General features: G+C 72.3%; 22 protein-coding genes. 8 read left to right on the forward strand and 14 right to left on the reverse strand.

The genetic code is table 11. The features are described 5' to 3' along the window. Window positions 1-33 precede the first annotated feature (33 nt). Both DEJ51_RS03965 and DEJ51_RS03970 read right to left on the reverse strand, forming a co-directional pair. Complete coding sequence (locus DEJ51_RS03965) at window positions 34-1,425, reverse strand: sensor histidine kinase (RefSeq protein ID WP_150256295.1); 1,392 nt, start codon at window positions 1,423-1,425, stop codon at window positions 34-36. Next, window positions 1,422-2,147, reverse strand: a complete 726-nt coding sequence (locus DEJ51_RS03970) for a response regulator transcription factor (RefSeq protein WP_150256296.1) — start codon at window positions 2,145-2,147, stop codon at window positions 1,422-1,424. Before DEJ51_RS03970 ends, DEJ51_RS03965 begins: the two co-directional genes overlap by 4 nt. Window positions 2,148-2,220: 73 nt before the next feature. Between DEJ51_RS03970 and DEJ51_RS03975 the strand changes: the two genes are divergently transcribed. The 3 genes from DEJ51_RS03975 (at window position 2,221) to DEJ51_RS03985 (ending at window position 5,072) form a co-directional block, all read left to right on the forward strand. Beyond that, complete coding sequence (locus DEJ51_RS03975; RefSeq protein ID WP_150256297.1) at window positions 2,221-3,411, forward strand: UDP-N-acetylglucosamine--N-acetylmuramyl-(pentapeptide) pyrophosphoryl-undecaprenol N-acetylglucosamine transferase; 1,191 nt, start codon at window positions 2,221-2,223, stop codon at window positions 3,409-3,411. Beyond that, a complete protein-coding gene (locus DEJ51_RS03980) occupies window positions 3,408-4,403 on the forward strand; it encodes an SDR family NAD(P)-dependent oxidoreductase (protein ID WP_150256298.1) in 996 nt (331 codons plus the stop codon). The genes DEJ51_RS03975 and DEJ51_RS03980 overlap by 4 nt, the downstream gene beginning before the upstream one ends. 126 nt (window positions 4,404-4,529) lie before the next feature. Continuing rightward, a complete protein-coding gene (locus DEJ51_RS03985) occupies window positions 4,530-5,072 on the forward strand; it encodes a GNAT family N-acetyltransferase (protein ID WP_150256299.1) in 543 nt (180 codons plus the stop codon). Here DEJ51_RS03985 and DEJ51_RS03990 read toward each other — a convergent pair. From DEJ51_RS03990 to DEJ51_RS04020, 7 genes are all read right to left on the reverse strand, one after another. Then, a complete protein-coding gene (locus tag DEJ51_RS03990) occupies window positions 5,036-6,055 on the reverse strand; it encodes an LLM class flavin-dependent oxidoreductase (protein WP_150256300.1) in 1,020 nt (339 codons plus the stop codon). The genes DEJ51_RS03985 and DEJ51_RS03990 overlap by 37 nt on opposite strands. Before the next feature lie 13 nt (window positions 6,056-6,068). After that, window positions 6,069-6,590, reverse strand: a complete 522-nt coding sequence (locus tag DEJ51_RS03995; protein ID WP_150256301.1) for a hypothetical protein — start codon at window positions 6,588-6,590, stop codon at window positions 6,069-6,071. 1 nt (window position 6,591) lies between these two features. Then, the gene (locus tag DEJ51_RS04000; protein WP_150256302.1) at window positions 6,592-7,503 is read right to left on the reverse strand and encodes an alpha/beta hydrolase fold domain-containing protein; all 912 of its coding nucleotides are present in this window, start codon (window positions 7,501-7,503) and stop codon (window positions 6,592-6,594) included. 112 nt (window positions 7,504-7,615) lie between these two features. Then, entirely contained in the window at window positions 7,616-9,043 is a 1,428-nt protein-coding gene (locus DEJ51_RS04005; protein ID WP_150256303.1) for an MFS transporter, read from the reverse strand. Window positions 9,044-9,112: 69 nt separating this feature from the next. Beyond that, a complete protein-coding gene (locus DEJ51_RS04010) occupies window positions 9,113-10,084 on the reverse strand; it encodes a ParB/RepB/Spo0J family partition protein (RefSeq protein WP_150256304.1) in 972 nt (323 codons plus the stop codon). Window positions 10,085-10,284: 200 nt separating this feature from the next. Next, the gene (galU, locus tag DEJ51_RS04015) at window positions 10,285-11,193 is read right to left on the reverse strand and encodes a UTP--glucose-1-phosphate uridylyltransferase GalU (protein ID WP_150256305.1); all 909 of its coding nucleotides are present in this window, start codon (window positions 11,191-11,193) and stop codon (window positions 10,285-10,287) included. A gap of 57 nt (window positions 11,194-11,250) precedes the next feature. After that, on the reverse strand, window positions 11,251-11,856 hold the full coding sequence (locus tag DEJ51_RS04020; RefSeq protein WP_223835656.1) for a TetR/AcrR family transcriptional regulator: 606 nt from the start codon (window positions 11,854-11,856) through the stop codon (window positions 11,251-11,253). 321 nt (window positions 11,857-12,177) lie between these two features. Between DEJ51_RS04020 and DEJ51_RS04025 the strand changes: the two genes are divergently transcribed. Further along, window positions 12,178-13,377, forward strand: a complete 1,200-nt coding sequence (locus DEJ51_RS04025; RefSeq protein ID WP_150256307.1) for a transposase — start codon at window positions 12,178-12,180, stop codon at window positions 13,375-13,377. Between the two features lie 159 nt (window positions 13,378-13,536). On the opposite strand, the gene DEJ51_RS04030 is transcribed toward DEJ51_RS04025, so the two are convergent. The 3 genes from DEJ51_RS04030 to DEJ51_RS04040 form a co-directional block, all read right to left on the reverse strand. Beyond that, on the reverse strand, window positions 13,537-14,904 hold the full coding sequence (locus DEJ51_RS04030; protein ID WP_150256308.1) for a phosphomannomutase/phosphoglucomutase: 1,368 nt from the start codon (window positions 14,902-14,904) through the stop codon (window positions 13,537-13,539). A 106-nt stretch (window positions 14,905-15,010) separates the two neighbouring features. After that, window positions 15,011-15,967: an NAD-dependent epimerase/dehydratase family protein gene (locus DEJ51_RS04035; protein ID WP_150256309.1), complete on the reverse strand. Its 957-nt coding sequence runs from the start codon at window positions 15,965-15,967 to the stop codon at window positions 15,011-15,013. Then, the gene (locus DEJ51_RS04040; RefSeq protein ID WP_150256310.1) at window positions 15,964-16,689 is read right to left on the reverse strand and encodes a ScbR family autoregulator-binding transcription factor; all 726 of its coding nucleotides are present in this window, start codon (window positions 16,687-16,689) and stop codon (window positions 15,964-15,966) included. Before DEJ51_RS04040 ends, DEJ51_RS04035 begins: the two co-directional genes overlap by 4 nt. Before the next feature lie 101 nt (window positions 16,690-16,790). On the opposite strand from DEJ51_RS04040, the gene DEJ51_RS04045 reads away from it, so the two are divergent. After that, entirely contained in the window at window positions 16,791-17,762 is a 972-nt protein-coding gene (locus DEJ51_RS04045) for a ScbA/BarX family gamma-butyrolactone biosynthesis protein (protein ID WP_190620196.1), read from the forward strand. Between the two features lie 119 nt (window positions 17,763-17,881). Here DEJ51_RS04045 and DEJ51_RS04050 read toward each other — a convergent pair whose 3' ends face one another. Both DEJ51_RS04050 and DEJ51_RS04055 read right to left on the reverse strand, forming a co-directional pair. After that, window positions 17,882-18,250: a zinc ribbon domain-containing protein YjdM gene (locus tag DEJ51_RS04050; RefSeq protein ID WP_150256312.1), complete on the reverse strand. Its 369-nt coding sequence runs from the start codon at window positions 18,248-18,250 to the stop codon at window positions 17,882-17,884. Between the two features lie 93 nt (window positions 18,251-18,343). After that, window positions 18,344-19,171 (reverse strand): helix-turn-helix transcriptional regulator, encoded by an 828-nt coding sequence (locus DEJ51_RS04055; protein ID WP_150256313.1) that lies wholly within the window; start codon window positions 19,169-19,171, stop codon window positions 18,344-18,346. 222 nt (window positions 19,172-19,393) lie between these two features. Between DEJ51_RS04055 and DEJ51_RS04060 the strand changes: the two genes are divergently transcribed. From DEJ51_RS04060 to DEJ51_RS04070, 3 genes are all read left to right on the forward strand, one after another. Then, on the forward strand, window positions 19,394-20,608 hold the full coding sequence (locus DEJ51_RS04060; RefSeq protein ID WP_150256314.1) for a serine hydrolase domain-containing protein: 1,215 nt from the start codon (window positions 19,394-19,396) through the stop codon (window positions 20,606-20,608). 296 nt (window positions 20,609-20,904) lie between these two features. After that, a complete protein-coding gene (locus DEJ51_RS04065) occupies window positions 20,905-22,974 on the forward strand; it encodes a discoidin domain-containing protein (RefSeq protein WP_150256315.1) in 2,070 nt (689 codons plus the stop codon). Between the two features lie 136 nt (window positions 22,975-23,110). Beyond that, window positions 23,111-23,749 carry a TetR/AcrR family transcriptional regulator gene (locus tag DEJ51_RS04070; protein ID WP_150256316.1) on the forward strand — a complete coding sequence of 213 codons (639 nt, stop codon included), beginning with the start codon at window positions 23,111-23,113 and terminating at the stop codon, window positions 23,747-23,749. Window positions 23,750-23,760: the final 11 nt, after the last annotated feature.

The raw sequence follows: 23,760 nt of genomic DNA on the forward strand, positions 1-23,760 counted from the left end.
GCCCACGACACGCGGAGCAGCTGCCGGGGGCGTTCAGAACTGCAGCCGGAACAGCGCACCCCCGCCCGGAGCGGCCTCCGCCGTCAGCTCGGCGGAGTGCGCCCGCGCGATCTGCCGGGCCATGGCCAGGCCGAGCCCCGACCCCGGCAGCGCGCGGGCCGCCCCGGCCCGGTAGAACCGGTCGAAGACGTGCGGCAGGTCCTGCGGCGAGATGCCCGGGCCGTGGTCACGGACCGTCAGCTCGGGTCTCCTGCCTCCGCCCGGGACGCCCGCCACCAGCTCCACCTCGACGGGCAGCCCGTCCCGGCTGAACTTGGCCGCGTTGTCGAGCAGGTTCCCCAGAAGCCGGCTGAGCCGGGCAGGTACCCCCGGCACCACGACGGGCTCGGCCGGCACCCGTACGTGGACGGGCACGGCCGGCCAGTGCGTCCGCGCCGCCTGCGCGCAGTGCTCCACCAGTGCGTCCAGCCGGACCTGTTCCACGAGCGGCTGCGGCTCCTCGTCCCGGGCCAGTTCGATCAGGTCGTTGACGAGTCCCGTCACCTCCCGCAACTGCCGTCCCAGCGCGGCCGAGGCACGCTCGCGCTGTTCCGGGGTGAGCCGGTCGGCCCGGGCCAGCAGCTCGGCGTTGGTCCGCAGCGCCGTCAGCGGGGTGCGCAGTTCGTGGGAGGCGTCCGCGACGAGCTGGCGCTGCGCCGCGACCGACTGTTCGAGCTCCCCCAGCATGGTGTTGAAGCTCGTGGCCAGCCGGGTGATCTCGTCCTCCCGCCCCGGTGGGGGCAGTTCGATCCGGTGCCGGGCGTCGCGGGTGGCGGCGATCCGCTCGGCCGTCGCGGTGAGCCGGGCGACCGGCGCCAGGCCGGTCCGCGAGACCCAGGACCCCAGCAGGGCGGCCAGCAGCACGCCGACCACCGCCGTCAGCACCAGCCACCGGGCCGCCTCCTCGATGCCGTCCTCGACGGTGTCGGCCCGCAGGGCCACCTGGAGGGCGCGCCCCTTGGCGTAGTCGGTGGTGAGCATCCGGGCGGGATACCCCGCCACCGCGATGTTCGTGTAGTAGGGGGCCTTGCGGCCCGCCGCGACCTCCCGCGCCGCCGGGGCCACCGGCAGCAGCCCCGGGGTTCCGGGGTCCTTGGCCGGGTCGGCGGCCACCACCTCCGCGCAGGCGGGGGCAGCCAGGAACCGGCATTCCCCGGCCAGGGTGCCCGGCGCGGCCCCCGGATTGCGCTGGGCGGCGAGCCGCGCGGACTGGGTGAGGCTGAGGTCGAGCTGCTCGTAGAGCGCGGACCGGACCACCAGGAACGCCGTCGCGCACACCCCGACGGCCACCAGCGCCACGGCGGCGGTGACCGACAGCGCCAGCCGGGTGCGCAGGGGGCCGCGCCTGCGCCAGACCCGGCCGAGCCGCCGACGGCCGCCGCTCACGCCGCGTCCAGCCGGTAGCCGACCCCGTGGACGGTGTGCACCAGCCGGGGTTCGCCCGCGGCCTCCAGTTTCCGGCGCAGGTAGCCGACGTAGACGGCGAGGGAGTTGGAGTCCGGCCCGAAGTCCCGCCCCCACACCAGCTCCAGGATCAGCTCGCGCGGGAGTACCTGGCCGGGGTGGCGCAGGAGCAGTTCGAGCAGGGCCGCCTCGGTACGGCTGAACTCCAGCGGACGGCTCCCCCGGCGCCCGGTCCGGGTCGCGGGGTCGAGGACGAGGTCGGCGAAGCCGAGCGGTGCGGTGGCACCGGCGGGGCCGGGCGCGGCCCGCCGCAGGAGCGCGCGGACCCGGGCGACCAGCTCGTCCAGGGCGAAGGGTTTGACGAGGTAGTCGTCGGCGCCCGCCTCCAGCCCGTCGACGCGCTCGCTGACGGAGTCGAGCGCGGTCAGGACGAGGACGGGGGTACGGTCGCCCAGCGCGCGCAGCTGCCGGCAGACGGCGAGTCCGTCGAGTACGGGCATCATCACGTCGAGGACCACCGCATCGGGTTCCCAGGCCGCGACCTGGGAGAGGGCGGCGAGCCCGTCCGGGACGCCCCGTACCTCGTACCCCTCGACGGCGAGCCCGTCCTCGACGGCGGCCCGCACCTCGGGCTCGTCGTCGACGACGAGGATCCGCTGCCCGCCCGTACCGCGTGTGCTGCCTGTGCTGTCCGTGGAGCTCATGGGGCACAGCCTGCCAAAGGCTTCTGAGAGATCCTCTTAGAACCTTCTTACGGCGCACCGGGAGTGTGCGCACATGACCACCACCACACCCCACACATCCGGGGCGCTCTCCGTCGTGATCGGTGCGGGCGGCACCGGCGGGCACATCTATCCCGGTCTCGCCCTCGCGGAGGCGCTGCGCGCCGCCGTGCCCGGAGCCGTGGTCTCGTTCGTCGGGACCGAGCGCGGCCTGGAGACCGAACTGATCCCCCGTGCCGGCTACCGCCTGCACACCGTCGACATGATCCCCTTCGATCCCGCGCTGGGCGCGAAGCGGTACCTGCTCCCCGCGGCGCTGCTGCGCTCGGCGCACCAGGCGCGTTCGGTGATCCGGGCGCAGGGTGCCCACGTCGTCGTGGGCATGGGCGGATACCCGAGCGCGCCCGCCGTGCTGGGTGCCCGGCTGGCGGGGCTGCCGGCCGTGATCCACGAGTCGAACGCGGTGCCCGGCCGCGCCAACCAGTTCGCGGCCCGGCTCACGCAGCACGTCGCGGTGGCCTTCGACCGCAGCCGGGGCCACCTCGCGGGCGGCGACCGGGCGCTGACCACCGGGATGCCGATCTCCGCCGCCCTGGCCGGTCTCGCCGAGCTGCCCGGGCCGGACCGGACGAGGCTGCGCGCCGGGGCCCGGCGGGCGCTCGGGGTCCCGGCGGGGCGCCGGCTGGTCGTCTTCAACGGCGGCAGCCTGGGCGCGGTGCGCCTCACGCGGGCGGCGGCCGGTCTCGCCGACCTCTGGCAGTACCGGGACGACGTGCAGCTGCTGGTCAAGACCGGTCCGGACGCGCTGCCGGACGCGGTGGCCGAGCTGGCGTCGTCCGGCGGGGAGCGGATCGCCCGGGCCGTGCCGTACCTGGACCGGATGGACCTCGTGTACGCGGCCGCCGACCTGGTGGTGTGCCGTGCGGGCTCCGCGACCGTCGCCGAGCTCGCGGCGACCGGGGTCCCGTCGGTCCTGGTGCCCTACCCGTACGCGCCCGGCGACCACCAGACCCACAACGCGCGGGTGCTGTCGGACGCGGGCGCGGGACTGCTCCTGCCCGACGCCGAGACCACCGCGGAACGCCTCGCCGGCCTCATCGGACCGCTGCTGGCCGACCCGGCGCGGCTGTCGGCGATGGCCGGCGCCGCCGACCCGGGCCCGCACGCACGGGCCGCCGAACTGCTGGCCGCGGAAGTCCTCCGCGTCGCCGGCCTCGTACCCACCCCTCACCTGGAGCGCATATGAACAGCTGGACCGACCGCACCGTCCTCGTCACCGGCGCGGAGGGCTTCATCGGCTCGACGCTGGTGGACCTGCTGGTGTCGCGGGGTGCGCGGGTGCGCGCCCTCGTCCACTACAAGCCGTACGCGGAGAAGGGCCACCTGGCGCGCTACCTCGCCGACCCGGACGGTCCGGTGGAGATGTGGGCGGGGGACGTCCGTGACGCGGGCCGGGTCAGCGACGCGGTGGCCGGCTGCGACACCGTCTTCCACCTGGCGGCGCTGATCGGGATCCCGTACAGCTACGCCTCGCCGGGCGCGTACGTGCAGACGAACGTGACGGGCACGCAGAACGTGGCGGAGGCCTGCCGGCGACACGACGTCCGGCGCCTCGTGCACACCTCGACCAGTGAGGTCTACGGGACGGCGCTGACCGCCCCGATCTCCGAGAGCCACCCGCTGCAGCCGCAGTCCCCGTACTCGGCGTCGAAGATCGGCGCGGACATGATGGCGCTCTCCTTCCACCACGCCTTCGAGCTCCCGGTGACGGTGGTGCGCCCGTTCAACACGTACGGGCCGCGCCAGTCGGCGCGCGCGGTCATCCCGACGATCCTGGCGCAACTGCACGCGGGGTCCCGGGAGATCCGCCTGGGCTCGCTCACGCCGACCCGGGACTTCACGTACGTGACGGACACCGCGGAGGGTTTCCTGGCGGTGGCGGAGTGCGACCGGGCGCTGGGTGAGGTGGTCAACCTCGGCACCGGCGAGGAGATCTCGGTCGGCGCCCTGGCCGAGGCCCTGATCGCGGCTTCCGGCCGGGACGCGGAGGTGGTGGTGGACCCGACCCGGCTGCGGCCCTCGGGCAGCGAGGTCCAGCGTCTGCTGTCGGACAACTCCCGGGCCCGCGACTGGGCCGGCTGGCGGCCCCGGGTCGGGCTGGAGGAGGGCCTGCGCCGCACCTCGGACTGGATCGCGGCGAACCCCTCCCTCTTCGCCCCGGACCGGTACGCGGTCTGAGGGCGGCCTCCTCCGGACCCGACGGTGCCCCGGCCCGGGGCGCCGTCGGGCGGATATCCCGGTGAACCGGTGGCCGGTCGCCGGATATCTTGGCTCGTCCCGCACCGAACCCGGAGGTCCTCCCGCATGAGCAGCACGACGCCGTCCTTTCCCGACCGTATGGAGCTGACGGGCGAGGGCCTGGTCCTGCGCGACTGGACAGCGGCGGACCTGGCGGCGATGCCCGAGCTCTTCGACCACCCCGACATCGCCTACTGGACGCCGATCGTCTCCCCCTTCGACGCGGAGGCCGCCCGCAACCGTCTGGAGCGGGCGCAGCGGCTGCGCAAGGAGGGTACGGCCGTCCTGCTGGCCATCACCGTCGACGGGGGCGCCCCGCTCGGCGAGGTGATGCTCAAGCGCGCGCCCGAGGGCACGGAGCTCGGATACGCCCTCGGTCCGGCGCACCGGGGCCAGGGTCTGGCTGCCCGGGCGGTGCGGGTGATGGCCGCGTACGCCTTCGAGCAGCTGGGGGTGGACCGGGTGATCCTGGAGCTGGAGGCCGAGAACGCCTCCAGCGTCGGTGTGGCCACCCGGGCCGGGTTCCGCCTCCTCGACGTACCGCTGATCACGGGCGAGGAGAAGGGGCGGCCCTACACGCTCCAGACCTGGGGCCTCGACCGCTCCTGAACCCGCAGGCCCGGGGCGGAGGCTGCCACCGGGGCCGCGGGCCGCGGACCGGGGGCCTGGAGTGCGAAGGCCTCGGAGAGCAGTTCGTACGAGCGCCGGCGGTCCGCCGGGTCGCAGGTCAGGGTGTTGACGATCAGCTCGTCCACACCGTGGCTCCCGGCGAGGGCCGTCAGCGCAGCGGCGACCTGCTCCGGTGCCCCGGAGACCAGGGCCGTGCGGTGCACCTTGGCCCGTTCCAGTTCCGCGCCCGTCCAGCGGTGACGGCGCGCGGTCTCGTACGCCGGGAGCGGGCCGTCCTCGCCGAGGTCCTTGCGGGCACGCCACAGCAGCAGGCTCTGGGCCAGTTCCTCGGCGCGCCCGGCGCTGTCCGCCGTCACCACGCGTACCGCGAGGGCGCCGCCCGGCCGGTCGCCCGTGGCGGTGCGGAACCGGTCGCGGTAGTCCTCGAAGGCCTCCTGGCCGCCCACCGGGGAGAAGAAGTGCCCGAACGCGAACTCGGTACCCAGCAGCCCGGCCAGCCGCGCCGACTCGCGTCCCGCGCCCAGGAGCCACATCTGCGGCGGGACCGGAGCGTGCGGGACGACTCCGCCCCCGGTCAGCAGTGCGCGCAGCCCGGCCAGCCGCTGCGGGAAGTCGCGGGCGGGACCCCCGGCACGGCCGATGCCGAGGTCGACCCGTCCGGGGTGGAGGGAGGCCAGTACGCCGAACACCTCGGCCACCTTCGCCGGGTCGTAGCGGGGCAGCAGCACCCCGCCGGTCCCGATCCGCATCCGCGAGGTGTGGGCGAGCAGGGTGGCCGCGAGGATCTCCGGCGCGCTGCTCGCGAAGCCGGGCGAGTCGTGGTGTTCGGCGACCCAGTAGCGGGTGTAGCCGAGGGCCTCGGCGGCTCGGGCGAGATCCACGGAGGCGCGCAGTGCCTGGTCCGGGGTGTGGTCCTCGCCCACCGGGGTCTGGTCGAGCACGGACAGTCGCAGTTCTGTCATGACGGGCCGCCTTTCAGTGCTGGTGGACGGGGAGGCCGGTGGCGCCCGCCATGGTCGCGGGGACGATCCTGAAGTCCCTTTCGAAGACCAGGTTGTGGAGGTCCGCGGCGGCGATCGCACGCAGGGTGGGCAGTTCGGCGGCTGCCTGTGCGTCGTCGAAGACGTTCAGCGGCCATTCGGAGACCGTCGCGCCGCGCAGGTGCGGGTGGTGGAAGGAGGCTCCGTAGTGCGCGTACAGCGTCACGGGCGGGATGTCGGCGGCCGACTGCTCGTCCCACCACAGGGTCCAGGCGTGGAAGAGGCTGCGGTCGTCGGCTCGTTGGACTCCGCTCGCGTCGATCACGCCCTGTCCGAGGAGCAGTTCGTCGTTGAGTTCGCCGAGCGCCTGGCGGGCGTACGGGTCCAGCAGGCGCGCGGCGGTACGGAAGTGCTCCTCCTTGTCGGGACGGGAGACGGAGCCGCCGTGGATGCCGTCGCGCAGATCGGCGAAGTGGCGCAGCAGGGCGTCGAGGTTGGGGACGTCGGAGACGGTCATGTCAGCTCCAGGAAGAGGGGGAGGGGAGGGTTGCGGGGTCGTTCCGTACGGTGATCCGGCGCAAGGCCAGTCCGAGCCAGCCGCGCATCGACGCCTCCGGGTGCCCGCCCGGGCCGCGGCCCGGCTGCAGGAACGCCCCGTGGCCCGTCTGCCGGAACTCCCGCAGGGCGACGTGCACCCCGGCCGCCCGCAGCAGGCGCCCGTAGTGGTGCACGTCGTCGCCGACGGGGTCGAGGTCGCCGGTGGCCATCACGGCCGGTGCGAGTCCACGCAGGTCGGTGGCCTCGAAGGGGGTGCTGTGGATCCGGGTGCCGTCCGCGGCGACGGGCCGGCCCGGGTGCCGGTAGTCCTCCCAGGCCGCCGTCAGGTAGGCGGCGGTGGGGAACATGTCCGGGAAGCGGTGGTACGAGGCCGCCGCGCAGCGGGGGTCCAGCGGCGGGTACGCCAGTACCTGCGCGGCCAGCGGCACCCCGCGGTCGCGGCAGACGAGGGCGGCCGACGCGGCCAGGGTGCCGCCGGCGCTGTCGCCTCCCACGGCCAGGACGGGCGGGGCGCAGGTGGCGGCGGTCGAGGAGGCGGAGGAGGCGGCGGTGGACCGGGCGCCGGCGGGCCCGCCCGGCTGTTCCCCGGCCCAGGTCAGGGCGGACAGGATGTCCTCGACCATGGCCGGGTGGCGTACGTCCGGGGCCAGCCGGTAGTCCACGCTCACCACGCCGAAGCCGGAGTGGCGGGCGAGTTCGGCGGTGGCTCCGTGCCAGTCCTGGGCGGATCCGGCGCGCCAGCTGCCCCCATGGGCCCACACCAGCCAGCCCTGCGGTGAAGCGGTACCGGGCCGGTACACCCGGGCGGACAGGGGCCCGGACGGGGTGGGCACGGACACCTGCTCCCAGCTGACGACGGTGGGTGTGGCCATCGGGGTTCCTTTCCATCGGTAGCCGGCGCTCGCGCCGGGCCCGGGGCCAACGTTCGCGGCCGGGGCAGGGCTGTCACAAGGCGGAGTTGCCTTAGTGGAGGCGGGCACTTCGTCAGCTGGGCTGCTTGGCGCGGAGGAAGAGGACGGTGGTGAGGATGCCGGCCACCACGATGGCGGTGTTCACGATGACCGCCGTGGTGATGCCCGCGTGGATGTCGGTGTTGGCGGCGGCGACCGCGGACATGATCGGTGTGCCCATCGTGATGCCGATCTGCTGGGTCATGGTCGCCAGACCGGTGGCCATGCCCTGCTCGTGGTCCGGCAGACCCGTCGTCGCCGTCACCATGAACCCGACGATCACCAGCATGTTGCCGACACCACCGGCGAACGTCGCGACGAGCAGCAGCCACATGGACGCCGACGTCTCACCCAGCGCGACCAGACTCAGCGTCGCGACCGCCTGCAGCACACCACCGATGATCAGCGTCGACCGTGTGCCCACCGCACCGATCACCCGCGGTGCGATCGAGCCACCGATCACCGTGCCGACACCCAGCACACCGAACGACAGACCAGCCGTCAGCGGCGAGAAGTCCAGCACCTCCTGCAGGTAGAGCGTCATCAGGAAGACCAGGCTGGTCTCGGTGAGGAACGCGATCAGACCCGCGATGTTGCCCCACGCCACCGTCTTCTTCTTCAACACCGACACCGGCACCAGCGGAGCCGACGACTTCGCCTCGATCGCGTAGAAGGCGATCAGCAGCACCACACCGGCGACCAGCCAGCCCAGCGCCGATCCCGAACCCCAACCGTGCTCACCCGCCTGCGTCAACCCGTAGATCAGCGCCAGCAGACCCAGCGTCACCGCCGTGGCTCCGGGCACGTCCAGCTTCGGACGCACCGACGGACGCGACTCCTTGATCACCGTCGGAGCGATGAACAACACCGCCAGCGCCACCGGCACGTTGATGAAGAACGCCCACCGCCACGACAGCAGGTCCGTCAGAACGCCACCGAGGATGGCGCCCGTGGTGAACCCCGCCGACATCAGAGCACCGTTGAGACCCAGCGCCTTCTGCCGCAGCGGCCCCTCCGGGAACGACGTCGTCAGCAGCGACAGACCGGCTGGCGTGACCGCCGCCGTCGCCAGACCCTGGAACACCCGCGCCGCGATCAGCATCTCCGGCGAGGTCGCCAGACCACCCGCCAGCGAGGACAGACCCAGCACCGCAAGCCCCACCAGGAACAGCCGGCGCCGACCGAACAGATCCGCCACCCGCCCGAACAGCAGGGTGAAACCGGCCGCACACAGCGCGAACGACGTCGCGATCCACTGCAGGTTCGACAAGGAGAAACCGAGCCCGTCACCGATCACCGGCAACGCCACGTTCAGAATCGAAAAATCGACCGCCAGCATGAACTGCGCCACCAGCAGCACCACGAGAACCAACCTGAGGCGCCCGTCCAGCCGAACGGGGCCTTCGGCTCCTCCCCCTTCCCCTGCACCCGCGTCAACACGCGCTCCCTCGACAACCGACATCGCCATACATCCTTTCGATCACAACTGAGGCCTTCGGCTCGAAGGCCGGTACTCGCCGGGGAAGCCGGCTCAGGCAGGGGGCGGCGCCGAGGCGCGGCGCCGGAGTTCTTCGGAGAGTTCCTGCCAGTCCCGTGCGCACTGGGCGGCCGCGGCGGCCGCCGTCTCCACGCGGTACGGGGGTATTGCGGCGACGATCCGCTCCCACTGGCGCAGTCCGCTCACCTGGAGGTCGAGCATGCGGAGCAGCAGCCTGCCCGCATCGCTCAGCCTGAGCAGGGGGTCCTTGCACAGGCTGGTGACCAGTGCGGGCAGTGGCTGCCCCCGGACCCGGGCGGGGACCGGGGGCGGTGCGGGGGCCTGGGTGCCCGCGGAGCGGCGCTGGGCGGCCGGTACGGGGTCCGCACCGGCTCCGATCCGGCGCCGTACGTCCCGCACGGTCGACGGCGCGATGCCCGCCTCCCGCGCGATCTGCCGCAGCGACGCGGTGGGACGGCCGGCCAGCAGCCGGGCCGCGGCCTCCCGGCCGCGGACCGGATCGGCGGGCCGGACGCGGCCGTCCTGGCCGACGCGGCCCGGTGGGGCGGGCCCGGGAGCCTCGCGGCGCCGTAGTGCCCCGACGGTCTTGCCCGCCAGCCCGGTGCGCCGCGCGATGCCGCGGTCGGACCAGTCGGGGTGGGACCGCAGGATCCGCAGCGCCGCGGCGGTCCGTTCGGCATGGGTCAGCGGGAGCCCGTGACTGATGTTGGCCTCGACCGAGAGCACGAACGCGTCCTCGGCGCTGCCGTCGAAGTACGTCACCGCCACCGTGTCCTGCCCGCGCAGCAGGGCCGCCCGCAGCCGGTGCGTGCCGTCGATGATCCGCATGGTGGGCCGGTGCACGAGCAGCGGCGGCAGCGTCCGGACGGACTGGGCGAGGGCCTGTGCATGGCTCTCGTCCACCCGGACGGTGCGGGGGGAATCCGCGTCGAGCAGTGCGCCGACCGGAACCTCGGCCGCGACGGCGGGGGTTGGCGTCGCGGGCCGCGGGTTCGGCTCGTCCATGTAGTTCACCTCCTTCTCCGCACTCGGTGCTTCGGACGCCGCTCCGATCGGTGGAGCGGCGCCCGAGAAGAAATTACGTAATTACCGTTCGGTAACCAATCGCGAGGCCGAACCCCGCTGAGATCTGGGCAAGTTGGCGAAGGAGTGCCTGGTCGGGTGGGCGACCGCGGAACTTCCCCGGTCGCCCACCGGGCGGCCGCTCAGACCCCCGCGAGCTCCTCGGATCGGACGAACTCCCTGAGCCAGGAGACGAATTCGGGGCCGAGGTCGGCACGCTCACAGGCGAGCCGGACCGTCGCGCGCAGGTACTCGGCGCGGTCCCCGGTGTCGTAGCGCCGGCCGGAGAAGACGACGCCGTGCACGGGGCGTCCGGCGTGGACCAGCGTGCGCAGGGCATCGGTCAGCTGGATCTCGCCGCCGCGCCCCGGGGTGGTGTTCCGCAGGACCTCGAAGATCTCGGGGTCGAGCAGGTAGCGGCCGATGACGGCCAGGTTGCTGGGGGCCGTACCGGGCTCCGGCTTCTCCACCAGCTCGGTGACGCGCACGCCGTCGCCGCCGCCCGCCGAACGCTCCACCGCGGCGCATCCGTACTGGTGGATCGCCTGCGGATGCACCTCCATGAGGGCCACGACACTGCCTCCGAGCCGCTCCCGCACCTCGGCCATGCGGGCGAGCAGGGGGTCGCGGGGGTCGATCAGGTCGTCGGCCAGGAGGACGGCGAAGGGCTCGCGGCCGACGTGGGGCGCGGCGCACAGGACGGCGTGCCCGAGACCCTTGGGGTCCCGCTGGCGCACGTAGTGGATGTCGGCGAGTTCGGTCGAGGCGCAGACGCTCCTGAGTTTGTCCTGATCACCGCGGCGCTGGAGGGCCTCCTCCAGCTCGTGGTTGCGGTCGAAGTGGTCTTCCAGCGGCCGCTTGTTGCGTCCGGTGACCATGAGGATGTCGGACATCCCCGCCGCGACGGCCTCCTCCACCACGTACTGGATGGCCGGCTTGTCGACCACCGGAAGCATTTCCTTCGGGGTGGCCTTGGTCAGCGGGAGGAATCGCGTCCCGAGTCCGGCGGCGGGGATCACTGCTTTGGTTATCCGGTGAGGTGTGGAATTCATGCCACCGACGCTAGGGCGATCTGCCTCCCGTCGGTTCGAATTACCTCGCCTTTCTTCCTACTTGGGCATTTCCGGGGCCGCCGGAACGGCAGCGATGCCCCGCCGGACGAGCCGCCACAGCTCTCTGAGCTCGCCGGTCACCGCGCCGGGGTGCTCGCCCCGGCCCCGGCGCACCCGGGTGACGACGCCACCCACCAGATGCGCCGTCAGCAGGGTGACCGGGCTCGGGTCCACCTCCGGGTCCAGCTGACCCTGCTCCGCGGCCTGTTCCAGCAGCTCCTTGACGTCTGGAAGCCAGCAGCCGCACCAGTCGGGTCCGGCGCCCACCCGTTCCTGGGTGAGGCGCGCCGCGGCGCGCACGGCCGCGTCCGTCTCGATCAGCCGGCCGAGGGCCAGCACCAGCGCGGAAACCGTGTCCAGCGCCGGGCCGCCACGGGCCGTCACCCCTTCGACCACTCTCCGGGTGGCGGCCCGCCCCGAATCCTCGACGGCCGAGGCCAACTCCCCTTTCGCCGAGAAGTGAAAAGTGAGAGCCCCGATCGAAATACCGGCGGAGCGGCTCAGCCGGGAAAGCGAGGTCCCGTCGTACCCGTTGCGGTCGAATTCAGCGGCGGCCACCGAGATCAGATGATTACGGGTGCGTACGCCGCGCTCTTGCTTCACCACTGCACTATCACTGCCATCCAGGTCGTTCCTCACGAGCCATCGCGCCCCGCACGGAGATGGCTGCCTCCAGCGTCACCCCGGCACCGGCCGCGGACAACGCCGACTTGACGAAGAAGCACCCATGCCCCACCTCGCCGGGGGGGGCGGCCCGGAAGGGCTGCGGCACGGCTCCGGCGCGGGAGCCGCTGTCCTCCGGACCCCAACGTGCCGAAGTCGTGGCCGGAGCGCCATGGGTTCGCTAGAAAAAAAACGAACGTTCTGTATTCTATGACTGCTACCGACGGCGCATGCCGACGTCCGCAGTGGAGGGGGAGACAGATGACGACACGGACGAGGACCAGAGCCCTGGCTGCCGGCGACACCGCCCTGGCCGACTTCACCGAGCGCCTCTTCGGTCACTTACCGAGAGCCGACCAGCGGCGCTGGGCCCGGGTCTACCTGCAGGGGCTGCTCACGACCCCGGGCAAAAAATCCGTACGCAGGCTCGCGGCGTCCGTCACCGACTCGCCCACGGCCTCCCAGTCCCTGCAGCAGTTCATCAACGCGAGCCCCTGGGACTGGAATCCGGCCCGTACCGAACTGCTCCGGTGGGTGGAGGAACGACACCCCGTGCGGGCCTGGACGATCGGGCAGGTCTGCTTCCCCAAACGCGGTGAGCACTCGGTCGGCGTGCACCGCCGCTTCGACCCGGTCGCCGGACGCATCGTCAACTGCCAGTTGGGCTTCTGCCTCTTCCTGTCCCTGGACGGCATGAGCGTGCCCGTCGACTGGCGGCTGGCACTGCCCGAGGCCTGGGCGGCGGATCCCGTCCTGCGCCGCCGGGCACGCGTCTCCCCCGAGGTCGTGCACCAGGCGCCGGAGGCCCTCGTACTGGAGCTCGTCGACTCGATCGCCGCCCGCACCTCGTCGGCGCGTCCTCCCGTGGTCGCCGACCTCAGCCGCCTCGCCGGCGCCGCCGCCCTGATCGGCGTGCTCGGCCGCCGCGGGCACGACTTCCTCGTGTCCGTACCGCCCGCTCTCCCGGTCCGCGCCGCCGCCCTGGCCCACGGCCCCGATCCCGCGCGGGCGCCCGGGCGCGGGGAGACCACCGCGGGCGACTTCGCCCGGCTGGGCAACACCAGCCACCCGTACGCCACGCCGCTCACCGGGCCCGACGCGCGTGCGCGGCGGCAGCGCATCCACTCGGCGCTGGTCCGGGTGCCGGACGGGGATGCGGCGGGGCGGGGGGCTCAGCAGATCTACCGGCTGTTCGGCGAGCGGCGGCCGGACCGGCGGGGCGGCGGGCCCGTCTGGCTCACCAACATGAACCGCCACCGGATGGACGACCTGCTGCACCTGGTGCGGGGGGCGGCCCGGTCCACGGCGGTACTCGGCTCGCTGGCCGACGAGTTCGGGCTCCTCGATTTCGAGGGCCGGTCCTTCCCGGGCTGGCACCACCACATGACGCTGATGTCGGCGGCCTACGCGTACGCGTATGCGGTGCGGGAACCCGGGCAGGGCGGGCGGCGGTCCGCCTGAGCAGGCGTGGCCCGGGGGAACCAGGCCGCGCCGGGCAGCGGGCTCCGCCCGGACCCTCCCCCGGCCACCGCCGGACCGGAGGTGTCCCCTGCTCGAACGCCGGCGGGGCTGGATGACGGGCGGAGCCCGGATACCGGGTGCGGGACGGGCCCGGTGGGGTCAGCCGCGGATGAGGGCGAGGACCTCGTCGCGGACCTTCGCCAGCGTCGCCTCGTCCCGGGCCTCCACGTTCAGGCGCAGCAGCGGCTCGGTGTTGGAGGCGCGGACGTTGAACCACCAGTCGCCGGCCGTGGCGGTCAGACCGTCCAGCTCGTCGATCGTGACACCCTCCGCGTCACCGTAGGCGGCCTTCACCGCCGCCAGGCGCCCCGCCTGGTCGTCGACCGTGGAGTTGATCTCCCCCGAGCCCGCGTACCGGTCGTAGGAGGCCACCAGCTCCGACAGCGGACCGTCCTGGCCGCCCAGCGCCGCCAGCACGTGCAGCGCCGCCAGCATGCCGGTGTCCGCGTTCCAGAAGTCCCTGAAGTAGTAGTGCGCCGAGTGCTCGCCGCCGAAGATCGCACCCGTCCTGGCCATCTCCTCCTTGATGAACGAGTGGCCGACGCGGGTGCGGACCGGGGTGCCGCCGCTCTCCCGCACCACCTCCGGCACCGACCACGAGGTGATCAGGTTGTGGATCACCGTGCCCGACCCTCCGTTGCGGGCCAGCTCGCGCGCCGCGACCAGTGCCGTGATCGCCGACGGCGAGACCCCGACACCCCGCTCGTCCACGATGAAACAGCGGTCCGCGTCCCCGTCGAACGCGATACCCAGGTCCGCGCCCTCCGCCAGGACCCGGGCCTGCAGGTCCACGATGTTCTTCGGGTCCAGCGGATTCGCCTCGTGGTTCGGGAACGTCCCGTCCAGCTCGAAGTACATCTGCGTGACGTCCAGCGGCAGTCCCTCGAAGACGGTCGGGACCGTGTGGCCCCCCATCCCGTTGCCCGCGTCCACCACCACCTTCAGCGGACGGATCGACGCCAGGTCGACCAGGCCCTTCAGGTGGGCGGCGTACCCGGGGAGGGAGTCCTGCTCCGTGACCGTGCCCGCCGCCGTCCCGGCCGGAACCGCGGGTGCGCCCTCCTCGGACCACTTCTCCACCAGCTCACGGATCTGCGACAGACCCGTGTCCTGACCGACCGGGGCGGCACCGGCGCGGCACAGCTTGATGCCGTTGTACTTGGCCGGATTGTGCGAGGCCGTGAACATCGCACCCGGCAGGTCCAGCGCACCCGACGCGTAGTACAGCTGGTCCGTCGAACACAGGCCGATCAGTGTCACGTCCACCCCGCGCGCGGCCGCGCCGCGGGCGAACGCCGCCGACAGGCCCGGCGAGGAGGGGCGCATGTCATGACCGATCACGATCGCCGACGCGCCCACGACCTCCACGAACGCGGCACCGAACAACTCGGCCAGCGACTCGTCCCACTCGTCCGGCACGACACCACGCACGTCATACGCCTTGACGATGTTCGAAAGGTCGGACATTTCCACTCCTTCAGGGGGTGACCGGCTGTGCTTCGGACGCTACCCGCCGCCCTGCCCGACACAGCCCGACCACGCCCCATCCCACTGAGGCTTTGGCAGATCGCCGTCACCCCGGGGCGAGCCCGCCCCTCTCCCGGTACCACTGGGCCGCCGCGCCGATACGGCTCAGCGGACCGGGCCCCGGTGCGATCCCGGCGAGTTCCCATACCGCGTCGGCGCGGTACCAGTGGTCACCGGCCAGCAGCGTGAACTGACGCTCGCTCACCCATCCCTCGGTGGCCGCCAGGGCGTCGAGGCATCTGCGCCACGACCAGTGCGGACCGGGCCGCCCAGGCAGCACACGATGCTCGGCGAGGACGTCCATCAGGTCCCGGTTGCGCACCGGCTCGGGGTGGTGGGCGTGCAGGACGCCTCTGGCGCCGGCCTCGGAGCCGCCCGCGAACGCGAGCGCCACGACGAGCCGTGCCAGATCGTCCACGTCGACGAAGGAGGCGAGTCCGGCCCCTCCGCCCCATCCCGCCGGCACCCGCCGGAAGGCGTCGACGAGGGCCGGTACGGCCCACCGGTCGCCCCGGCCCAGGACGAGGCCCGCGCGCAGGACCAGTCCGCCCGCGTCGAGCACCGGCCGCTCCCCCGCCAGTCGGCTGCCACTGGCCGCCGACACCGGGGCGGGCGTCAACTCGCGCACGTCCTGCCCCCGATGGGGCCCCGGACCGTAGACCGCGCAGGTCGACAGGTGGATGATCCGCGCGACTCCGGCCCGCCGGGCCTCGGCCACCAGAGCGGCGGTTCCCGTGGAGTTGACCGCCGCGCACCGGTCGGCGTCCGGTCCGACGTACGAGGCCAGGGACAGCAGGACGTCCGCACCGTCGCACACCCCGCGCAGGGACGGTTCGTCGGCCAGGTCCGCCTCCACCCAGCGAGCTCCCGCCAGGGCCCCGACGGGCCGCGTCCGGGACACCGCGCACACCGCGGCCCCACGGTGCCGCTCTGCCAGTCGGCGCAGCACCGCCGACCCCACGAAGCCCGTCGCGCCGGTGACGACGATGCGACGGGTGCTCAAGCCCGCTTCTCCGGAGCCGACTTCGCCCGCGGCTTCGATTCCGGCTTCGGTTCCGGCCCCGGAGCGGGCGCCGGGTCCGGGGCCGGCCCCGGCTCGCCGGGCGGCAGGCTCAGGCGCAGTCCGTCGCGGATGCCGTCGGCGGCCACCGCAGGCAGCAGGTAGCGCCACAGGGAGGCGATCCGCTGGGGCAGGTCGGCGCGGCCGGTGGACGCCTGGGAGAAGAGCTGGGCCCCGGTGAAGGAGCTGACCAGCACCCAGGCCAGTTCGTGGTCGTCGACGTCCGGCTGGAGTTCGCCCTTGGCCCGGGCGAAGCGCAGCTGCTGGCGGAACTCCAGCACCCAGGCCTGGTAGGCAACGTCGTCACGCAGGCCGAACTCGCCCTGCTCCACGGCCAGTCGGACGCCGGCGCGGAGCACCGGATTGTGCCGGAGCTGCTCGGCGAGGTAGAGCGTGATGTCCACCAGGTGCTGCAGGCCGTCCTCCCCCGCGGGGAACTCCAGGCCGTCGCCCTGACCGACCATGACGGCGTAGGCGAGCTCCTCCTTCGAGCTGAAGTGGAAGTACATCCCGCCCTGCGTGACGTCCGCCCGCTTCATGATCTTGCTGATGCTGGCTCCACTGAAGCCGAACTCGTCGAAGACCTCGGCCGCGGCACGCAGGATGGCCGCTTTGGTCTGAACTGCCCTGAGTTGCGGGGCGCGTTGCTGCTTTCGTTCTGACATGAGCACCTAACTAATCTCGACAAAAAAAACGAACATCCTTTATTTTAGGACCTGCGCCGAACAAGCACCAGCTCATGTCCGACGTCCAGGGGGGCTCAACCATGACTGTGTCAACTGATCACTCCGCCTCACCCGTCGCCGCGCTCAGCAGCGCCTTACCGAGGGAGTACGTACACAAGAGCGCACACTCCGAGGTCCTGCTCACCGGGTGGCGCTCCGTCGCGCCGGACGAGTACGTCGTCACCGCCCAATGGCCCCGCGCCCACAGCTTCTACACACCGGACGGGGGTCACCACGACCCCCTCCTCCTCGCCGAATCGGTCCGCCAGGCCATCCCGCTCCTCAGCCACGTCGCGTACGACGTCCCCTTCGGCCACCGCCAGATCTGGGACACGTTCAGCTACTCGACCGCCGCCGACACCCTCGCCGTCGGATCGACTCCCGCCGACATCTCGCTGCACATCCGCTGCTCGGGCATCTCCCGCCGCGGCCGCAGACTCGCGGGCCTCACCATGCACGTGACCGCGACCCGAGACGGCCGGTTCCTCGGCACCGCCGAGGCCGGCTTCACCAACCAGCCGGAAGCCGTCTACCAGCGCCTGCGCGGCCAGAACGGGGACCTCGACGAGGTCGCAGCCCGCACGATCCCGCTTCCGCCACCCCTGACGCCCCGCCGGGTGGGCCGCGACCGCTTCCACGACGTGGTCCTCTCCCCCACCAGTTCCACACGGCGCGCCCAGCTCCGGGCGGACGTCAACCACCCGATCCTCTTCGACCACCCCGTCGACCACGCCCCGGGCATGCTGCTCCTGGAAGCCGTGCGCCAGGCCGCGTACCGCTCCGCATACCCCCGGCGGGGAGTCCTGACCGATATGGAGATCCGCTTCTTCCGCTACGCGGAGCTGACCTCGGCCTGCTGGATCGAGACGCTCCCCGACCCGGAGGCGGTGCCCGCGCCGGACCGTCATCCCGTACGCGTCGTCGCCCGCCAGAACGACGAGGTCGTCTTCGCCGCCACGGCGTCCATCGCCACCGCCGCAGCCGCCCCCCACCGCGCGTACGCCGAGCACTGACCGGCCCCACCCCTGCGGAAGAACGACGAAGGCGCCTGATCGGGACCCCGCCCGACAGGCGCCTTCGCGCTCCGGCCGGCAGGCCCCCGGCCCGACCCGGCCCGGCCAGGTCGGCCCGGTCAGACCTTCCTGACCACGCTGGACTTCAGCTGCATCGCGCCGAACCCCTCGACCTTGCAGTCGATGTCATGGCCGTCGACGCCGTCCACCAGGCGGATGTTGCGGACCTTCGTGCCCGCCTTGATGCCGGACGGGCTGCCCTTGACCTTCAGGCCCTTGACCACCGTCACGGTGTCCCCGTCGGCCAGCACGTTGCCGACCGCGTCCTTGACCACCCGCTCCGCGGAGGCACCGCCGGACTCGCCCCCCGACGCGCCGGAGGCGAGCGGCCACTCGTGCCCGCACTCGGGGCAGACGAGGAGCGCTCCCATCTCGTAGGCGTACGGGCCCGCGCATTCGGGGCAGGGAGGCAGGGGGTTCTCAGTCACCCCGACAGTATATTTCAGCGCCGTCGTCGCAGGTCGGCGCGCGATCCAGGCCCCGCAGGCCCCGGACGAGCAGCGCCAGCCCTCGCCCGGCGGTCATGACCTCCGTCGGGTCGCGTGCAGGCTGCCGAGCAGGGCGAGGCCCCGGGCGCTCGGGCTTCCCGGTTCGGCGTGGTAGATCACCAGTTGCTGGCCCGGTGCCCCGAGAACGGCGAAGGACTGGAAGCCGAGCAGGAGCGGTCCGACGTCGGGGTGGTCGAGCTCCTTGGTGTCGTGGGTCTTGCCGCGGACGGTGTGAGCGGCCCAGAGCTCTGTGAACTCCGCGCTCTTGTGGCCGAGTTCACGGATCAGGGCACTCAGGCGCGGATAGTGCGGTTCGAGGCCCGCGGCGTGGCGCAGGCCGGCCACCACCGCCTCGGCCGCGCGGTCCCAGCGGACGAAGAACGGCCGGGCGGCGGGGTCGAGGAACGTCATGCGCGCGAGGTTGTCCCGCCGCGCGAACGGGGAGAACAGCGCGTCGGCCAGCGCGTTGGCCGCCAGCACGTCCGTGGCGGGATTCAGGACGAACGCCGGGGTGCCCGTGTACCCGTCCAGCAGCTGGCGCAGGGGCGCGCCGATCGACTCCCTCGGCTGCGGCCGGTCACCGTCCGGTGCGGTGCCCGCCAGCCGGAAGAGGTGCTCCCGTGCCTGTTCGTCCAGACGCAGGGCGCCGCTGATCGCGTCGAGGATCTGCGGGGAGGGGCCGCGTTCGCGTCCCTGTTCCAGCCGTGCGTAGTAGTCGCTGTTCATGCCGGCCAGGACCGCGACCTCCTCGCGGCGCAGCCCTGTCACGCGACGGCGTCCGTAGGAGGCGAGTCCCACGTCGTCCGGCCGCAGGCGTGCGCGCCGGGCGCGCAGGAAGTCTCCGAGATCGCTGCTGGTCACGGCTTCAGCCTAGAGCGGGCCGGTGCTCGGGTGCCTGGGTGCGCCGCACCCAGGCACCCGATCCGGCCGGAGGGGCGGCGGCTCACCCGGCTTGGCTGAACTGCTGTTCTTAATTGGCGCGTTCCCGCTCATTCCGACGGCCGATCAGTCCGATGATCTTGCGTAGGCTCGTGCTGTCCGACCTGCACCACCCCCCACCGGAGGAGCATCGTGCCCCTGCCCATGAACCGTCGTGTTGCCCTGAGTGCGGCCCTGCTGGCGGTGATGGCCGCCGTGGCTCCGGCGACCACCGCCCAGGCCGCCGCGCCCACCGCCGTCCCCGCTCCCGCCCCCGATCTCGAAGCGCTGACCCAGGCGCTGCGCAACACGACCGCCGTCGGCGCGCCGGGCGCCCTGGCCCGTTTCAGCGGCCCCGGCGGGGTCGTCGTCCGGACCGAGGGGGTACGGGACAGGACCACGGGCTCGGCCATGGACCCGCAGGCCCGCTTCCGGATCGGGAGCGTCAGCAAGACGTTCTCCTCCGTCGTCCTGCTGCAGCTGGTGAACGAGGGCCGGATCGACCTGGACAGCCCCGTCAACCGGTACCTGCCCGGGCTGCTGCCCGACGACCGGATCACGGTGCGCCATCTGCTGACCCACCGCAGCGGGCTGGCGGACTACACGAACGCCATGTTCGAGCACACCGTGCCGGGCTTCGAGGCCGTGCGCAACAAGGTGTTCAGCTACCAGGAGCTGGTGGACCTCTCGCTCCGCGAGCCCCGGACGACCGAGCCCGGCGTCGCGTACAAGTACTCGAACACCAACTTCGTCGTCGTCGGCATGCTCATCGAGAAGGCCACCGGCAACGGCGTGGCCAAGGAGTACGAGCGGCGCATCTTCAAGCCGCTGAAGCTGCGCAACACCTCCTACGTGCACCCCAGCGCGCAGATCAAGGGACTGCACACGCGCGGCTACCTCCACCCCGACGAGGCCGGCGCCCCGCTGGTCGACTCCACCGAGCAGACGGTGTCGTGGGCCCAGTCCGCCGGAGCGGTGATCTCCACTCCCGCCGACCTGAACACCTTCACGTCCGCGCTGCTCGGCGGGCGGCTGCTGCCCGCACGCATGCTGGACGCCATGCTGACGGTGACGCCCACCGACGCCACGAACACCCGCTTCTACGGGCTCGGCCTGCGCCGCTACGACCTGTCGTGCGGCACCTCGGTCTACGGGCACACGGGCACCGTGCAGGGCTACTACACCTACGCCTTCTCCACCCGCGACGGCCGCCGCTCCCTCTCCGCGATGGCGAACACCTCGAACAAGGGGGAGGCGAACACGGCCCTCGGCGGAACCCTCGAAGCGGCGTTCTGCGGCAAGCCGGCCCCGAAGGCCACGGCACGCGGCTTCGGGATCGCCCCGGCCGAGATGGACCTGCCGGAGACCAGCGCGCGCTGACGCCACGGCGCCACCCCGGGCGGGGCGGACACCGGCTCGCGCGCGCCTGCGCAACGGCGCGCCGAGCCGGGCCGCCCCGCCCCGTGGGCATGGGTGGGCCTTGTGAAGGAAGTGCCTGTCTGATGAATCATCAGGTCAGCTGTCCCGGACTATTGACTCTGCCGACGGCAGTCGCGATTCTCGTCCCACGATTGTGGGGTTCATGACAAGTCATGCCTGTGGCCGCGGCTCGCCACGCCCCCGATCGGGATCCGGCTCCCCGACCGTGCCATCCGGCTGACCTTGAGACGTGAGTGATGACCATTCCTCGACACACGCACCACAGGCGTAGGCCCCTGGCGGTCCTGTCGTTGCTCCTCGCCGTGGTGGCCATGGCGCTGGGCCCCGTACCCGCTTCCGCCGCCGACCCCGGCTGGTGGAACCCGGTCGCGCGGCCCGCACCCGACTCCGACATCAATGTCACGGGCGAACCCTTCAAGGGGACCGACGCCCAGGGACGGGTCCGGGGCTTCGTCGACGCGCACGACCACCTGATGTCCAATGAGGGCTTCGGCGGTCGTCTCATCTGCGGCAAGCCGTTCTCCGAGGCGGGGGTGGCCGACGCGCTGAAGGACTGTCCCGAGCACTACCCCGACGGCACGCTCGCGATCTTCGACATGATCACCAAGGGCGGTGACGGCAAGCACGACCCGAACGGCTGGCCGACCTTCAAGGACTGGCCCGCCCACGACTCGCTGACCCACCAGCAGAACTACTACGCCTGGGTCGAGCGGGCCTGGCGCGGCGGTCAGCGCGTGCTCGTGAACGACCTGGTCACCAACGGCGTCATCTGCTCGGTCTACTTCTTCAAGGACCGCGGCTGCGACGAGATGACCGCCATCCGGCTCGAAGCCCAGAAGACCTACGACATGCAGGCCTACATCGACAAGATGTACGGCGGCCCCGGAAAGGGCTGGTTCCGGATCGTCACCGACTCCGCCCAGGCCCGCGACGTCATCCAGCAGGGCAAGCTGGCCGTGGTCCTCGGGGTGGAGACCTCCGAGCCCTTCGGCTGCAAGCAGATCCTGGACGTCGCGCAGTGCGGCAAGGCGGACATCGACCGCGGCCTGGACGAGCTGTACCGCCTCGGGGTGCGCAGCATGTTCCTGTGCCACAAGTTCGACAACGCCCTGTGCGGGGTCCGCTTCGACGAGGGCGCCCTGGGCACGGCCATCAACGCCGGCCAGTTCCTGTCGACCGGGACCTTCTGGAAGACGGAGAAGTGCACCGGTCCCCAGCACGACAACCCCATCGGGCTGGCGGCGGCCACACCCGCGGTGCAGAGCAAACTGCCCGAAGGGGTGTCGATCCCGTCCTACGCCGCCGACGCGCAGTGCAACACGCGCGGACTCACGGAACTCGGCGAGTACGCGGTGCGCGGCATGATGAAGCGCAAGATGATGCTCGAAGTCGACCACATGAGCGTGAAGGCCGCGGGCCGGTCCTTCGACATCATGGAGTCCGAGTCGTACCCCGGCGTGATCTCCTCGCACAGCTGGATGGACATGGACTGGACCGAGCGGGTCTACAAGCTCGGCGGCTTCATCGCCTCGTACATGAGCGGCGCCGAGGGATTCAGCGCCGAGGCGAAGCGGACGGACGCGCTGCGCGACAAGTACAACGTCGGCTACGGGTACGGCACCGACATGAACGGCGTCGGCGGCTGGCCCGGACCGCGCGGAGCGGACACCCCGAACCCGGTGCGCTACCCCTTCCGCAGCACCGACGGCGGCTCCGTCATCGACAGGCAGACCACCGGTTCGCGCACGTGGGACCTCAACACCGACGGCGCCTCGCACTACGGTCTGGTCCCCGACTGGATCGAGGACATCCGACTCGTCGGCGGCCAGGGCGTGGTGGACGACCTGTTCAAGGGCGCCGAGTCGTACCTGACCACCTGGGGGAACTCCGAGAAGCACGAGTCCGGGGTGAACCTTGCCACGGGCTCCCCGGCCTCGGCGTCGAGCGCGGAGTGGTGGAACCCCTTCGTGAACTTCTCCCCGGGCCGGGCCGTGGACGGGGATTCGGGCAGCCGCTGGGCGAGCGAGTGGAACGACGACCAGTGGCTGCGCATCGACCTCGGGTCCGCCCACCGGGTGGGGCGCATCACCCTCGACTGGGAGGCCGCGTACGGGAAGGCGTACCGCATCGAGGTCTCCACGGACGACACGAACTGGCAGACCGTCTGGTCCACGACCGCGAGTGACGGCGGTCTGGACACGGCCCGCTTCTCCGGGGTGACCGCCCGCTACGTCCGCGTCCAGGGGCTCCAACGCGCCACGAAGTGGGGATACTCGCTCCACGAGGTCGGCGTCTACAGCAGCTGATCGCGCCGAACACCACGTCCAGGGGCCGGGGCCGGCCGGATCCGCCGATCCGGCCGGCCCCGGCCGCCCTGGCACCACGCACCACGCACCACGCACAAGGCACCGAGCACCGCGGCACGAACCGAAAGGAACGCCCATGGCACGGATGCCCTCGGCAGAGCGGCGCCGGCAGCTGACCGAGGCCGCCATCCGCGCCATGACCCGCGACGGCGTCGCCGCGACGACGACCCGGTCGATCGCCGCCGAGGCGGGCGTGTCCCTGAGCGTCTTCCACTACTGCTTCGACTCCAAGCAGGCCCTGCTCGAATCGGTCATCGCGGCGATCACCGACCACAGCGTCACCCTGGTGCGGGGGGCGATCCAGCCGAAGGCCACCCTGCGGGAGACCGTCCGGGCCGGCTTCCAGGCGTACTGGGACCATGTGTCCGCCCACCCGGGCGAACACATGCTCACCTACGAACTCACCCAGTACGCCCTGCGTCGGCCGGACTTCGAGCACCTGGCGCGGCGGCAGTACGAGCGGTACTGCGACACCTACACCGAACTGATCGAAGGGCTCCGGCACCACATGGCCTTCGAACTCCGCGTGCCCGTGCGCGTCCTGGCCCGCTATCTGGCCGCCATGACCGACGGACTGACGCTGAACCATCTCGCTCTCGGTGACGACAGGATCTCGGCGGACATCCTCGACATGATCACCGACCATGTCGCGGGCCTCGTCGGCGACGACGGTACGCCCGCGGACGTGGACCGGGCCGTGGCCTTCCCGGCCTGACCCGCGGGCAG

The sequence above is a fragment of the Streptomyces venezuelae genome (assembly GCF_008642275.1).
GTDB lineage: Bacteria > Actinomycetota > Actinomycetes > Streptomycetales > Streptomycetaceae > Streptomyces > Streptomyces venezuelae_E.

Coding starts and splice junctions, on each gene's coding strand:
- DEJ51_RS03970 (WP_150256296.1), bottom strand. CDS start 2,147: ATGAGCTCCACGGACAGCACAGGCAGCACACGCGGTACGGGCGGGCAG.
- DEJ51_RS03975 (WP_150256297.1), top strand. CDS start 2,221: ATGACCACCACCACACCCCACACATCCGGGGCGCTCTCCGTCGTGATC.
- DEJ51_RS03980 (WP_150256298.1), top strand. CDS start 3,408: ATGAACAGCTGGACCGACCGCACCGTCCTCGTCACCGGCGCGGAGGGC.
- DEJ51_RS03985 (WP_150256299.1), top strand. CDS start 4,530: ATGAGCAGCACGACGCCGTCCTTTCCCGACCGTATGGAGCTGACGGGC.
- DEJ51_RS03990 (WP_150256300.1), bottom strand. CDS start 6,055: ATGACAGAACTGCGACTGTCCGTGCTCGACCAGACCCCGGTGGGCGAG.
- DEJ51_RS03995 (WP_150256301.1), bottom strand. CDS start 6,590: ATGACCGTCTCCGACGTCCCCAACCTCGACGCCCTGCTGCGCCACTTC.
- DEJ51_RS04000 (WP_150256302.1), bottom strand. CDS start 7,503: ATGGCCACACCCACCGTCGTCAGCTGGGAGCAGGTGTCCGTGCCCACC.
- DEJ51_RS04005 (WP_150256303.1), bottom strand. CDS start 9,043: ATGTCGGTTGTCGAGGGAGCGCGTGTTGACGCGGGTGCAGGGGAAGGG.
- DEJ51_RS04010 (WP_150256304.1), bottom strand. CDS start 10,084: ATGGACGAGCCGAACCCGCGGCCCGCGACGCCAACCCCCGCCGTCGCG.
- galU (WP_150256305.1), bottom strand. CDS start 11,193: ATGAATTCCACACCTCACCGGATAACCAAAGCAGTGATCCCCGCCGCC.
- DEJ51_RS04025 (WP_150256307.1), top strand. CDS start 12,178: ATGACGACACGGACGAGGACCAGAGCCCTGGCTGCCGGCGACACCGCC.
- DEJ51_RS04030 (WP_150256308.1), bottom strand. CDS start 14,904: ATGTCCGACCTTTCGAACATCGTCAAGGCGTATGACGTGCGTGGTGTC.
- DEJ51_RS04040 (WP_150256310.1), bottom strand. CDS start 16,689: ATGTCAGAACGAAAGCAGCAACGCGCCCCGCAACTCAGGGCAGTTCAG.
- DEJ51_RS04045 (WP_190620196.1), top strand. CDS start 16,791: ATGACTGTGTCAACTGATCACTCCGCCTCACCCGTCGCCGCGCTCAGC.
- DEJ51_RS04060 (WP_150256314.1), top strand. CDS start 19,394: ATGAACCGTCGTGTTGCCCTGAGTGCGGCCCTGCTGGCGGTGATGGCC.
- DEJ51_RS04065 (WP_150256315.1), top strand. CDS start 20,905: ATGACCATTCCTCGACACACGCACCACAGGCGTAGGCCCCTGGCGGTC.
- DEJ51_RS04070 (WP_150256316.1), top strand. CDS start 23,111: ATGGCACGGATGCCCTCGGCAGAGCGGCGCCGGCAGCTGACCGAGGCC.